This is a genomic window from Spongiibacter thalassae, assembly GCF_012272835.1.
GTDB lineage: Bacteria > Pseudomonadota > Gammaproteobacteria > Pseudomonadales > Spongiibacteraceae > Spongiibacter > Spongiibacter thalassae.
The window spans coordinates 589,550-602,188 of the sequence record NZ_JAAWWK010000001.1; the positions used below are offsets into that span (position 1 = coordinate 589,550).

Genomic DNA, 12,639 nt, shown 5'->3' on the forward strand with positions numbered 1-12,639 from the left:
GCGAGTGGTGTAGCTATTCTATCGGCTTTCAGCGCCTTGCTGTGTGAATTATCGTTAAGATGATTGTAAGGAAAGCCCCGGCTTTAACAGTGTGAGCCGGGGCGATGGGTGAGGCTTCAGTCCGCGACGGCGGTGAGTGGGATACGGGGTGACCACTCCAGCCAGTGACTTTCGACTTCCTTGTGCAGCGGAAAGTGCTGGGACGATTCCGCCGGCGGTGCCAGTCCGTTTTTGCCCGGTGGTGTCGCAAAGGCAATACCGCCCTCCAGCAGAGATTCCACCGACTTGCTGCGAATGGTGGTGCCGCTGAACAGGCCGAATTTAACCGCGATGCCGCTGGAGTTCCAGAATTTGCTGTTGTGCCGCACCAGTGTGGCGTAGCGCGGTTCAATATTGACGTGGATCAGTGTGCGTTGGGCGTCCTCCGCCAGTTCGTAACCGAACACCTCGCCCACGGGAATATCCCGGTAAAAGACTTTCACGCCTTCCTTGATCGAACCGCGGCTGGGGGCGCTCAGCACCAGGTTCAAGCCACTGTCGGGCTTGCGTAAATGGGGTGGGTGATCCAGCCCGATGAAGGCGGTGGTTTGCTTGCCGGCGCCGGGGGACACGCTGATATAGGCACCGGTCACCAGCGTTTCCAGGTTGCGGGTGCCGACCAGCCCCAATTGAGGCTTGACCACCCAGAAGCGACTACCTTCCCGGGCGAGCGATTTGGCAGAGGGAGTGAGTCGGGCGGTGACCATTACGCCCTTCATGCTGCTGTCCAGTTCCACCGCGATAACTTCGCCGACTTTAATGCCCTGGTATTTGATTTCAGTGCCTTTGTTAATACTGGTGCCACTGGACAGGTAAATGCTGATTTCCCGGCCCTTGTCGGCAAAGGTGCTGTCGTAGTCTTTGTGCAGGGTAAAGCGCAGGCCATTCCATGCGGCCTTGGGATGCCGAACTTCAGGGGTGTGGAAGGCAATACCCCCGGACAGAATGCTGGTGACCGATTCGGTTTTGATGTCCAGGCCACCGAGCCCGCCGCTGATGCTGACGCCGCTGGCGTTCCAGAACAGCGACTCTTTTCCCACCAGGTGGCGGTAGCGGTCGTGGATGAAGACGCCGATATCGACGCCGTCCCGTTGGAGGTGGATGGTTTCCACTTCCCCAACCGGTATTTTCTTGAACAACACTTTACTGCCCACGCTGACCGAGCCCAGGTCATCAGCGCGCAGAACCACCCGCAATCCGGGGGCTTCTATCCGCTTTTCCGGAGGCTCGCGCAGCGCGGTGTAATGGGCTTTGTCGGTGCCGGGCCCGCCGTCGGTCCGCCAGGCAATATAGGGGCCGCCAATCAGCGTATCGAGACCTTCGACGCCACGGCTGGAAATCTGTGGAGATACCAGCCAGAAGGCGCTATTGCCGTTGAGATGCTGGTCGTAGGGGGCGTACACGCGCAGGGTGGCATCGACGCCATTGAGTGGGTTGCCACGGGTAAACGCCAGTTCGTCGATACGGCCGACGCCAATGCCATTCAGACGCAGCTCAGTGCCAATACTGAGCCCTTCGGCGCTGGGAAAGTGCAGGGTAATATCGCGGCCACCGCGGGCGCGCTCGCGGCTGTCATACAATTTGAACTGCATACCGGCGTCGACCTTGCCACCACCGCTGGGGCTGTCAAAGGCCACGCCGCCGCTGATTACGCTGGCGAGTGAGCCGGTTTCGATGGCAACGCCCTGAAGTCCGGCGTTGATCCTGACGCCGCTGGCATTCCAGAAGCGTGAGTGCTGGTTCACCAGGTGTTGATAGCGGGGCTGAATGCGCAGGGCGATTTCGACGCCCTCATCGGTGAGTTGGTAGCCCTCAACGTCGCCAACGTCAATCTGCTGAAACAACACGGGTGCGCCAACGGTGAGTGACCCCAGTGTGTCCGCCTTCAGCGTCAGCGGCAGGCCGGGTGCCGACGCGGCAAAGGGAGGCGGTTCGGTCAGCGCGCGAAATTCGGTGGCCGGCTCGCCTTCGCCGGGCTGAAAACTGATGTAATTGCCCGCGACCAGGGTGTCGAGGCCGGATACTCCGGACAAGGAAATCTGCGGCTTGACCAGCCAGAAGCGGGTGTCTTTGCGGATAAGGGGTTCGATCTGTAATTGCAGCTCGACCTTGGCGATGACGCCATCAAGGTCGTCATCCAGTGCCAGTTCGCTAACCGTGCCAACGGTAATACCCTGATAGACCACCGGGGTTTTACCGGCGGTGATACCACTGCCGTCATCGAAATGTACGGTGACCACCAGGCCGCTGCTTTGCATATTTTGGTACAGCAACCACAGGGCCAGGCCGGCGGCAATCAGTGGCAGGAGCCACACCACCGAAAGACCGGTTTTGCGGCGCTGCTCGGCTTGGGGGTAAGTGTCCTTAGTCATTTTCTTCCAGGTCCCAGATCAAGCGTGGGTCAAAACAGTTGGCGGCCAGCATGGTCAGAATGACCACGGCGGCAAAGGCGGTGGCACCGGGGCCAGCGTCGACGCTGGCGATATTCCCCAGTCCGACCACACTGACCAGAATAGAGATCATAAACAGGTCCAGCATAGACCAGCGGCCGATCAGGTGTACGAAACGGTAGAGTCGTGTGCACTGGTCGCTGCTGAGCCGCAGGCGCATTTTTACCACGCACATCAATAGTATGAGGGCCAACAGTTTGAGTATGGGTACCAGAATGCTGGCAATAAACACAATGGCGGCGATGGCCGCCAGGTCGGCCTGCCACAAGCGGATCACGCCGGACATGATGGTATCGGGCTGACCGTTGCCGAGGTTGTTGACGGTCATAATCGGCAGGGTGTTGGCGGGGATCAGCAAAAATATCGACGCCAGACAGAGGGCCAGAGTGCGCTGCAGACTGTGCCGGTAGCGCAGGCTTACGGCACTGCCACAGCGCGGGCACTGCCCCCGATCGCCGTCGGTCAGTTTGCAAAGCTGGGCGCAGCTTTCGCAGCGGGCCAGATTGGCGTCGATTGCCCGTGGTGTGTTCATGGCGCTTTGCCTTGCTGCCACGCGGCCCAGGCGTGATCGTTGTCGAATAATTGCTCACTCAATATAGCGCAGACCATGACGGCGGCGAGGCAGTAACAGCCGCTGAGGATGGTGACGTCGCCGTCGCCCATCATCTTTACGTAGGCCACCAGAATGCCGATGGCATAGACCTCCAGCATACTCCAGTGTTTGGCGGTATTGGCGATTTTCAGCAGGCTTGGGTAATAGGCTGGAAAGCGACTCAGCTGTACACAGCAGGCAATGCTGAAACAGACCAGTAGCTGTACCAACGGGGCCAGCAGGGAACAGACCATGACGGTGACGGCCAGCAGGGGAAAGCCCTGTTGCCACAGGTCTGCGATACCCTCCCAGACGCTGTTGTTATCGCTTTGGCCGGCGAGGGTAAAGCGCATCAGCGGTAGTGTAACTGCGGGGAAAAACAGAATCAGTCCCGCCAGAGCGGTGCTGGCCAGCGCCGGAAAACTACCCCGACCACTGCCGAGGGAGGCGTTGCAGCGGGGGCAGTAACGCTGTCGCCGGGAGCTGCCCGCTGGAAGACTGAGCAGCAGGTCGCAATCCGGGCAGGCGCAGTTCAGGGGATGCATCACAGAGGGTTATTGCAGCGGGGCAAACAGATAGGCGCAGCGACTGAGCAGTCGCCGTCCCAGCCCCCATTTGGCGACATCGACGGGGAGCAGTTGGCGGCAGTGGGCGAAGTCGCCTTCAAGCATACGGGCAATTTCCTGATTGCATTGCTGGCCGTGAATGACGGCGCAGATTTCAAAGTTAAGACGCAGTGAGCGGTTGTCGAGATTGGCGGTGCCCACCGCAGAGATATCATCATCTACCAGTAGCACTTTCTGATGCAAGAAGCCTCGTTGGTAGTAATAAAACTGTACGCCGTGGGGCAGGCTTTCCTTGATGGCGGTGTAGGAGGAGAGCTTGATGATCTGTTTGTCTACCAGCTCAGGCAGCATGATGCGGACATCAACCCCGCGCAGGGCGGCCAGTTGCAGGGCCTGCACTATCGGCGGGTCGGGCACAAAGTAGGGGCTGACGATCCACAATCTATGGCGTGCCTGGTGGATAAGGGTTTGAAAGTAGAGGGCACAGGTTTCGACACTGTCGGCGGGGCCGCTGCTCATAATCGCGATGTCCTGGGTGTTCTCGGCGGCGGCCACGGCGTTCCAGTTCAACGTGAGCACCTGCTCGCGGGCCCAGTACCAGTCTTCGGCAAAGGCGAGCTGCACCGCCTGCACCGCTGGGCCGTTAATGGCAAGGCCGGTGTCGCGCCAGGGGCTCAAACGGCGGTGGCGGTGGCGGTATTCGTCGCCGATATTCATGCCGCCGATGACGCAGTAGTGGCCGTCACAGACGACAATTTTGCGGTGGTTGCGAAAGTTAAGTTGCAGGCGATTACCCAGTCCCTTGGTGCTGTTAAAGGGGTGGATTTCAACGCCGGCCTGGCGCAGGTTCTGGATGTAGGCCCGTGACAGCTTGAGGCTGCCTATTTCGTCGTAGAGAAAGTGTACAGCGACACCCTGACGGCATTTTTCGATCAAAAGCTGGGCAAGGGTGCGGCCGATTTCGTCGTCGCGGACAATGTAGAACTCCAGCAGGACGTAATGCCGGGCGCGGCGGATGTGATCGAAGATGTCGCTGAAAGCGGCGTCGCCGTCAATCAACAGACGTGCCTGGTTGCCCCGGGAAAAGGGGAGGGTACACAGACTGTTCAGGCTGTTGAGCAGTTTCTCGTTGCTCTGTGCGGAGAGTTGGTGGGCGCGGTAGTTGTTTTCAAAGGAGGTAATCAGCTGATCGATTTCACGGGTGCTGCCGCCCTTGGCGATGGCGTAACCGCGGAATTTGCGCCGGCCAAAAATCCAATACAGGGGGACGAACAGCGGCGGCACCGTGATGAGCACAATCGCCCAGGCTACTGCGCCCTGGGCGGTGCGGGTTTTCATTATAGCTTCGAGAGCCGACAGTATGCCCAGGGTGGCAAACAGCAGGGCCAAGGCTGGCGCGATAATCTGTGCATGTCGCGCCAGCCACGTGATGATGTCGTTTGACAGGGCCAGGATATCCATCGCGTTGTTATACCCGGTGTTGTTGTTTTTGTGTAGGTGACGGTTTTACTACCACGGCGTTTGTCACCCGCTCAGACGATGCCGGAGGCATAGTGCGCGGTGCTACATTCTCGCTACAGACGTCATTCGTCAACGCGTCGATACAAACCAGAGTACAGCTTATGACCAGAGTTTTTTCCTCTCCCGCCGAACTTTTGACCGCCGTTGGCGAACACCTCGGCAACAGCGACTGGCTGGAGGTCGATCAGACCCGGATCAATCAGTTCGCCGATGCCACCGGTGACCACCAGTGGATTCACGTCGATCCGGTGCGCTCGGCAAACGGGCCCTTTGGCACCTGCGTTGCCCACGGCTATCTGACACTGTCTCTGGTCAATCTGTTCCTTCCACAGATTATTGATGTGCAGGGTATTTCGATGGGGGTAAACGTCGGCTGTGATCGAATCCGCTTTCCTGCGCCGGTGCCCGTAGGGTCGCGGCTGCGGGGCAGTGGTGAATTGCTGTCGGCGGAAAAGCTGAAAGGTGGCGTGCAGTCTGTGGTGCGTGTGACCGTCGAGATTGAGGGGGGTGATCGCCCCGCCTGTGTGGTGGACACCATCAGCCGTTATTTCCCGGAATAGCGCGCCGCCCCGGCGATAATAGCCAAGACTGATGATGGCCTTGGTGTTCATAAGTATACCGTCTAAAGCTTTACGGGGTGATATGACACTTTTGTGTTATTATTTCCCTGTCTGACAGTATAAATATGGATATTTATCGATGACCGAGGAGTGGCGGATGGACCTGACCCACTGTGATGTAATGATTGATGGTCAGGAATTGTTACACCGGGTGCCTATTTACCTGACGGAAGGTGGGGTAGACGGCGGCTGGCGTGGTTGCCTGCATCTTCGTCGTGGTGACAGCCTTCCCGCCGACAGTACACTCTGTCATCTTCGACTTACTGATGGTCGTGATGTTGATGTCTGCATCCGCAAAACCGTGTCCACCGATAATGCGCGCTATGTTGAAGCCTTGTTCGATGTACTCGGTCCTCTCTCCCGGGGCAAGCCCCCTGTTGATCTGGTGGGTTGAGCTTTCTCACTTTCTGCTCGATGAAAACCCTTAGCCTTCGTTGTTGTCTGTACTTCATCATCGGTATTGGGCTTTTGCGGCCCGATCGTCGCGCGTCTGTCGTCGCGGCATTCGCTGCTATTTAACGGGAGTCAGTATGTACCGGGGGGAGCGGTTTAACGGTTTCAGTCATTTGGCGGGTGTAATTGCCGCGGTCGTTGGCGCGGTGCTGTTAACCTTGCAGGTATGGCCCCAGGGAGATCCCTGGGTGCGCTTCAGTGTGCTGGTGTATGGGCTGAGTTTGATGGCGCTGTACAGTTTTTCCACCCTGTACCACAGCAGTCGCGGCCCGGTAAAAGCCCTGTTTCGTCAACTCGACCACCTGGCGATATACCTGCTGATCGCCGGTACATACTCTCCCTTTTTGATGAAAAGTTTGCGCCATGGCGACGGCCCCTGGATGTTTGTCCTGATCTGGGCGCTGGCGGCAGTGGGTATGGTGCTGGAAATGGTACCGAAGGCAAATCGCCGGCTGTGGGCGATTCTGATTTACCTGCTGATGGGTTGGGTGTCGTTACTGGTTATTCGGCCACTGGCGGAGGCGTTGCCGCCAGAGGGCCTGCAGCTGTTGCTCGGCGGTGGGCTGGCCTATACCGGCGGCGTGGTATTTTACGTGTTCGATAAAAAGGTTCGCCACTTCCACGGAATCTGGCACCTGTTTGTGCTGGCGGGCAGTGTCAGCCACTTTTTGTGTATCTACCTTTACGTGTTTTAACGGTGCATGCTGAGCATAAATACCGGTTTGTTGCCATATTTAGCCGCGCAATTTGTGGCTTATTAGCGTATAATTTGGCCCCCGCCGGTATTGTGTTCGTCTGACGCCGAATTTAGCCGCGCGTCACCCTCGACCACCAGATCAGGCTCATTGTATGACGAATTCTGTACCCGCTGACGCGGATCTTCCTACTTTTAACGAACTTGGCCTCGCCCCGGCAGTAGAAACTGCTGTGTCGGAGCTGGGTTACGAACGTCCCTCGGCCATCCAGGCCGCGACTATTCCGCTGCTGCTGCAAGGCCGCGATGTCCTCGGTCAGGCACAGACCGGTACTGGTAAAACGGCGGCTTTCGCATTGCCGCTGCTGTCTCTGCTTGACACTTCCAGTCGCCAGACTCAGGCCCTTGTGCTGGCGCCGACCCGGGAGCTGGCGATTCAGGTCGCCGAAGCGATCCAAAGCTACGCCAAACATATCGGCGGCCTCAAGGTGATGTCCATCTACGGTGGCCAGGGCTACCGCGAACAGCTGGATGGGCTGAAACGGGGGGTGCAGGTTGTTGTAGGGACTCCGGGTCGAGTGATGGATCATATTCGCCGTGGCACGCTGAAACTCGAGGGTCTCAAGCACCTGGTGTTGGACGAAGCCGATGAAATGTTGCGCATGGGCTTTATCGACGACGTTGAGTGGATTCTTGCCCAGACCCCGTCAACCCGCCAGATCGCACTGTTTTCGGCGACAATGCCGGCCCCTGTTCGACGTATCGCGAATACCTACCTGAACGACCCGGAACACGTCACCATCAAGACCAAAACCACGACGGCGGTGAGTATTCGCCAGCGTTTCTGGTTGGCCCGTGGGGCGAGCAAATTCGATGCCCTGTGCCGGATTCTCGAGGCCGAACCCTACGATGGCATGATTGTTTTCGTGCGCACCAAACTGGCCAGTAACGAATTGGCAGAAAAGCTCCAGGCCCGTGGCTTTGCCGCGGCTGAGCTGCACGGCGACATCGCCCAGGCCCAGCGTGAACGCACAGTGGAACTGTTGAAATCCTCTCGTCTGGATATTCTGGTAGCCACCGATGTTGTGGCACGGGGACTGGATGTCGACCGCATCAGTCACGTGATTAACTACGATATCCCCTACGACACCGAGGCCTATGTCCACCGCATTGGCCGCACCGGCCGCGCCGGTCGCAGCGGTGATGCGATCCTGTTTGTAGCGCCCCGTGAACGCCGTATGCTGCAGGCGATTGAACGCGCGACTCGCCAGGGCATCGAAGAAATGGCCTTGCCTGGCACTGCCGAAATCAACGAATTGCGTACCAAACGGTTTCTGGAAAAATTCCAGGCCAGTCTCGACGCGGGACGGGAGCGCGAGCTTTACCGGGACTTGCTCGAAGGTTATTGCAGCAAACACGAAATCGACTTGCTGGATGCCGCCGCTGCCCTGGCGCGTCTGGCCCAGGGTGACAAGGACCTGCACCTGACCAAAGAGCTATCGGCAACGAAAATTTCGCCGGCTCGCCGCGAGCCGAGCGAGCGTAAAGACAGCCGTGATGGTGCCCGACGACCTCCTCGCGGAGCTGGCCCAGAGGGTGGTATGGAACGCTTCCGGGTCGAAGTGGGGCGCAAACACGGCGTCGGTGTGGGCAATATTGTCGGTGCCATTGCCAATGAAGGCGGTATCGACAGCGAGAGTATCGGCCGCATTCAGCTGTTCGACGACTTCAGTACCGTCGACCTGCCAGCACAAATGCCCGACGAGGTGGTAAAAGCCCTGCAAGCGCCACGTGTGGCTGGGCAAATGCTGAATATGAGCCGATTCAGTGGCGAACTTCCGGAAATTCCCCGTCGCAAGCCGCGCAAAACTGCTGGAGACGAAAAAAAACGACACCGCAAAGGCGATAAGGATAAGTTGGTCAGTAAGCGGAAGATAACCAAGACATCGTCGCCTAAAACCTCCTGATAACGACACCTGTGGCTGTTCGCGGGGGCTTCCGGCAATGCTGCGGAGCCTCTGGGTGCGGCCTGCTGGCGTTTTTCCCGCGGATGCTGTTCTCAAATTTGCGTAAAAGGGCGGCGAATCCCGTGTCTTCTCGCCGCTAATTCGGTCTGAACACGATAATATTGCGTATACTGAAGCAGGACGGTGAGCGCCCTTGGCCGACCGGAATAGGGGTGTCGATCAACAAACAGCCGTTCTCCAGGGTTTGGCATAGCCAGGGATCCCTGCAAGTAAAGGTGTTGGCAACAGGAGTGTTGTGGTAATGGCGACCAGATCGCTACGTAGTCAGATCATCGGATTTCTGTGCGCCAGTTATACCCTCGCAATTGTCGCGGCATTTTTGCTTTTTCTCGCATTACATACCTCTCTTCTTCGAGAGCAGGGTGAGCTGCGCCTGAATTTGGCCAGCGCGCTCCTGACCGCAGAGCTGGAAGACAGGGAAGAAGCGTTGCAACAGCTGTTGCAGCGCTTCGCCAGCGATGCGCCATTAGCGCGGAGCGTCCTCTCTGACAGCCCCAATGCACCAGCGCTACTCAGGCAGTGGCAGGGCCTCCACGCTCCGCAGCTCGAAATTTCATTGCATGGTGGCCAAGGGGTACTAATCGCCTCCGCCAAGCACGATTGGTTAAATCAACGTTTGTTGGCCGCGCGCTCTCTGGTAAGTACTTCTGCGGCCAGTCATTTTCTGGCGGCTCCCTCTGGTCAGGTATATCAGGTGGCGGTGGCGCCGATTGGTGAGGATGGTGTCACTCGGTTATTGATGGCCTGGCGGGTAAAGGGGGAAGACTTTGCCGGATTGGCAGCGGAGCACAGGGTGGAAGTCAGTGTCTCGTCAACACCGGACGTTGCCGAGCCGGAAAATTCGGTACTGCTGGGTCGATATGCGCAAAAACGGCCCTTGGGCATTTCAGTCGCGGGCGAAAAACAACCTCATTTAGTCTTGATGACGCTAGGCGATTCAACCCTGGGTAACGCCATTTTGGGCTTCTTTTGCCTGTTGGTATTTGGCTGGGCGGCGCTGGTTGCCGTTGCCGGATGGCTGGCCGTGGCGCAAATAGATGCCTTTGACAAACTCGCCCAGTGGACCCAGTCGATGGCGGAGGGCAAATGGGTCAGGGCATCTCGTTTGCGCAGCCCGCATCTCGAGTTTTTGGGGCTGGTGTACGCTTTGGACTCGATGCAGGATCGCATTCAGCGCCTGATCAGAAAAATTCAGTATCAGGCGACCCACGACATTCTCACCGGTTTGCGTAATCAGGACGAATTGCGCCGCATTGCCGATCGTCGTATTGCCTCCCAAGGTGGTGATCCCTTCCACCTTGTTGGGATTAATATCGGCAATTTCCGTGAAATTAACGACGTTTTTGGTCCCGAAGTAGCGGAAAGCTGTCTTGTTAATATCGCCCGTTTTCTAGAGCAGGAAGAGTACACTGCGGCGCGATTCTACCGCGGCGGCATTGTGGTGCTACGTGAGGGCGAGGCCGACGAGGTGGCCGCGGTGGTGTTGGCCAAACGCCTGACGCGTCATCACGGAGTGACCAAATTCAATATTGAGCTGGATGTGTGCACCAGTATTGTGGCCTACCCGGACGATGGTGAGGACGCCGAGATCCTGATGCGACGCCTGGAAATTGGCCTGGACACTGCGCGCGAAGCGCCTTTCCACTTCCACCGCTATGACCGCGGCCTTGAAGAGCGCTATGTGAAGCGCATCAGCCTTGTCGAAGACTTGCGTATCGCCATGATCGACTGGGATGCGGGGCTGAGTATGTACTACCAGCCGAAGCTGAACCTGCGCACCGGTCAGGTGGAGAAAATGGAGGCATTGATTCGCTGGGAGCACCCGGTGCGCGGTGCAGTGTCTCCCGAGGAGTTTATTCCGCTGGCGGAGCAAGCGGGTTTGATCGGGGAGCTGAGCCGGTGGATTGTCGCCCAGGTGGCTGCCCAGCTCGCCGCCTGGCGGCAGCGGGACATTTATCTACAGGTAGCGGTTAACCTGTCTGCCCAGGACATTATGCGTCCGGAAATGCTCACCTATATCGAGGAGCAGCGCGAGCGCTATGAGCTGCCGGCAGACTGTCTTACCTTTGAGATTATCGAAAGTGAGTTGATGGAAAACCCCAGCGAGGCCGTGGTGTTGTTGCAACGCCTTCGGTCTTCGGGCTATGGCCTTGCCATTGATGATTTTGGCACGGGTTATTCGTCACTGTCGCAGCTGAAGAAAATGCCGGTTAACGAGGTCAAGATCGACTGCGAATTTGTCCGGGTATTGAGCAGCGATGAAGATGACCGCAAAATCGTTCGCTCGACCCTGGCGCTGGCGAGCAGCTTCGGCCTCGACGTTACGGCGGAGGGTGTCGAGGATGAAGACAGCCTGTGTCTGCTGTCGAGCTGGGGCTGTGAATGGGCTCAGGGTTTCTATATTTCGCGGGGAATGCCGGGTCCGGCTGTGCGCGCGTGGTTGGAGCGTTTCCGCCGACGGGATATGAGTCGAGTCACCGAAGCGTTTGGTACCAAGCGGGTTAAAATATAGCTTTGGCAGGCTGTTCAGTATCGTTGACGAGGCTGCCGAGAAGAGGCAGGCCCTAAAACAGGCCCAGTTGTTGGCCGCTGCGAGTGGGCGGCTGGAATTGACTGCTGTCCAGTGAGGTTTGACGCCGAGCCGGAAGCTGATGCTTGCGTAGTGCCAGGGAAAAGCGCTGGCGGATGAGATCGGCGAAAATACCGTTTCCGCGCATACGGTGGCCATAGCGATTATCGTATAGCCGGCCGCCGCGCATGTCTTCCAGACGCTTGATAATATGTCCCGCCCGATCGGGGTAGTGCTGATACAGCCAATCAATGAACAGCGGCGCGACCTCATGGGGCAGGCGTAGCAGAATATAGCTGGCGGACTCCGCACCGGCATCAGCTACCGCTGCGACCAAATGCTCCAATTCTCGCTCGTTGAGCAGGGGAATCACCGGGGCGATCAATGCGGTCACCGGTATGCCCGCTTCGCTTAATCGTTTTATCACCTGCAACCTCATGGCTCCCGAGGCCGTTCGCGGCTCCAGACAACGCTTCAGCTCGTTATCCAGAGTGGTAACGCTGATCGCCACGTGCACAAGTCGAAGCCTGGCCATTTCGCTGAGAATGTCGATATCCCGCAGAATCAAGCTGCTTTTGGTAATCAGTGAAATCGGTTGTCGATAGGCCAGCGCAATACTCAGTAGCCGTCGAGTCATGCCGTACTGTTTTTCAAAAGGTTGGTAGGCGTCGGTATTCATGCCCAGAGCGATGGGCTCGCAGCGGTAGCCAGGGCGCTGTAGTTCCTGTTCGAACAGCTCATCGGCGTTGGTTTTCAGAGTGATTCGGGTTTCAAAATCGAGTCCTGGCGACAGGTCAAGATAGCTGTGGCTGGGTCTGGCGAAGCAATAAGTGCAGCCGTGCTCACAGCCGCGGTAGGGGTTCAGCGACAGGGAAAAGGGGACATCCGGCGAATTGTTGCGGCTGATAATGGATTTCGCCCGCTCGAAGCGGAGCTGGGTTCGAGGGTGTCTTGGCGAGCTGTTCCAATCATCGGCCACGCTGATCTGCGTGGCAAATCGACCCGCCATCGTGCTTGAGGTTCCCCGCCCCTTTATTGGCGGTGTTGTGTTTGACGGCTGCATGGCATACACCAAATACTGTTTTTATATACAGTATTTGGTCTTGCC

Annotated in this window: 10 protein-coding genes; 5 read left to right on the forward strand and 5 right to left on the reverse strand. The window is 57.8% G+C overall.

Annotation, left to right across the window (positions count from 1 at the left end; translation table 11 throughout):
- Positions 1-116 precede the first annotated feature (116 nt).
- The 4 genes from HCU74_RS02450 to cls are packed head-to-tail and all read right to left on the reverse strand — an operon-like array spanning position 117 to position 5,108.
- Positions 117-2,411 (reverse strand): PqiB family protein, encoded by a 2,295-nt coding sequence (locus HCU74_RS02450; protein ID WP_168448799.1) that lies wholly within the window; start codon positions 2,409-2,411, stop codon positions 117-119.
- Positions 2,404-3,021: a paraquat-inducible protein A gene (locus tag HCU74_RS02455; protein WP_168448800.1), complete on the reverse strand. Its 618-nt coding sequence runs from the start codon at positions 3,019-3,021 to the stop codon at positions 2,404-2,406. Before HCU74_RS02455 ends, HCU74_RS02450 begins: the two co-directional genes overlap by 8 nt.
- The gene (locus tag HCU74_RS02460; RefSeq protein WP_246864440.1) at positions 3,018-3,626 is read right to left on the reverse strand and encodes a paraquat-inducible protein A; all 609 of its coding nucleotides are present in this window, start codon (positions 3,624-3,626) and stop codon (positions 3,018-3,020) included. Before HCU74_RS02460 ends, HCU74_RS02455 begins: the two co-directional genes overlap by 4 nt.
- Before the next feature lie 9 nt (positions 3,627-3,635).
- Positions 3,636-5,108, reverse strand: coding sequence for a cardiolipin synthase (cls, locus tag HCU74_RS02465; protein WP_168448802.1), 1,473 nt, complete (start codon positions 5,106-5,108; stop codon positions 3,636-3,638).
- 161 nt (positions 5,109-5,269) lie between these two features.
- Here cls and HCU74_RS02470 point away from each other — a divergent pair, with 161 nt between their 5' ends.
- The 5 genes from HCU74_RS02470 to HCU74_RS02490 all read left to right on the forward strand — a co-directional run bounded on the left by HCU74_RS02470 (position 5,270) and on the right by HCU74_RS02490 (position 11,474).
- Complete coding sequence (locus HCU74_RS02470; protein WP_168448803.1) at positions 5,270-5,728, forward strand: MaoC family dehydratase; 459 nt, start codon at positions 5,270-5,272, stop codon at positions 5,726-5,728.
- Positions 5,729-5,867: 139 nt separating this feature from the next.
- Entirely contained in the window at positions 5,868-6,182 is a 315-nt protein-coding gene (locus HCU74_RS02475; protein WP_168448804.1) for a hypothetical protein, read from the forward strand.
- 136 nt (positions 6,183-6,318) lie between these two features.
- Entirely contained in the window at positions 6,319-6,936 is a 618-nt protein-coding gene (gene trhA / locus HCU74_RS02480) for a PAQR family membrane homeostasis protein TrhA (protein WP_168448805.1), read from the forward strand.
- Between the two features lie 154 nt (positions 6,937-7,090).
- Positions 7,091-8,902, forward strand: coding sequence for a DEAD/DEAH box helicase (locus tag HCU74_RS02485; protein WP_168448806.1), 1,812 nt, complete (start codon positions 7,091-7,093; stop codon positions 8,900-8,902).
- Positions 8,903-9,203: 301 nt separating this feature from the next.
- Complete coding sequence (locus tag HCU74_RS02490) at positions 9,204-11,474, forward strand: putative bifunctional diguanylate cyclase/phosphodiesterase (protein WP_168448807.1); 2,271 nt, start codon at positions 9,204-9,206, stop codon at positions 11,472-11,474.
- Between the two features lie 52 nt (positions 11,475-11,526).
- Here the strand turns inward: HCU74_RS02490 and HCU74_RS02495 are convergent, their stop codons facing one another.
- On the reverse strand, positions 11,527-12,594 hold the full coding sequence (locus HCU74_RS02495) for a PA0069 family radical SAM protein (RefSeq protein ID WP_168448808.1): 1,068 nt from the start codon (positions 12,592-12,594) through the stop codon (positions 11,527-11,529).
- Between the last annotated feature and the right edge of the window lie 45 nt (positions 12,595-12,639).

Coding starts and splice junctions, on each gene's coding strand:
- HCU74_RS02450 (WP_168448799.1), bottom strand. CDS start 2,411: ATGACTAAGGACACTTACCCCCAAGCCGAGCAGCGCCGCAAAACCGGT.
- HCU74_RS02455 (WP_168448800.1), bottom strand. CDS start 3,021: ATGAACACACCACGGGCAATCGACGCCAATCTGGCCCGCTGCGAAAGC.
- HCU74_RS02460 (WP_246864440.1), bottom strand. CDS start 3,626: ATGCATCCCCTGAACTGCGCCTGCCCGGATTGCGACCTGCTGCTCAGT.
- cls (WP_168448802.1), bottom strand. CDS start 5,108: ATGGATATCCTGGCCCTGTCAAACGACATCATCACGTGGCTGGCGCGA.
- HCU74_RS02470 (WP_168448803.1), top strand. CDS start 5,270: ATGACCAGAGTTTTTTCCTCTCCCGCCGAACTTTTGACCGCCGTTGGC.
- HCU74_RS02475 (WP_168448804.1), top strand. CDS start 5,868: ATGACCGAGGAGTGGCGGATGGACCTGACCCACTGTGATGTAATGATT.
- trhA (WP_168448805.1), top strand. CDS start 6,319: ATGTACCGGGGGGAGCGGTTTAACGGTTTCAGTCATTTGGCGGGTGTA.
- HCU74_RS02485 (WP_168448806.1), top strand. CDS start 7,091: ATGACGAATTCTGTACCCGCTGACGCGGATCTTCCTACTTTTAACGAA.
- HCU74_RS02490 (WP_168448807.1), top strand. CDS start 9,204: ATGGCGACCAGATCGCTACGTAGTCAGATCATCGGATTTCTGTGCGCC.
- HCU74_RS02495 (WP_168448808.1), bottom strand. CDS start 12,594: ATGCAGCCGTCAAACACAACACCGCCAATAAAGGGGCGGGGAACCTCA.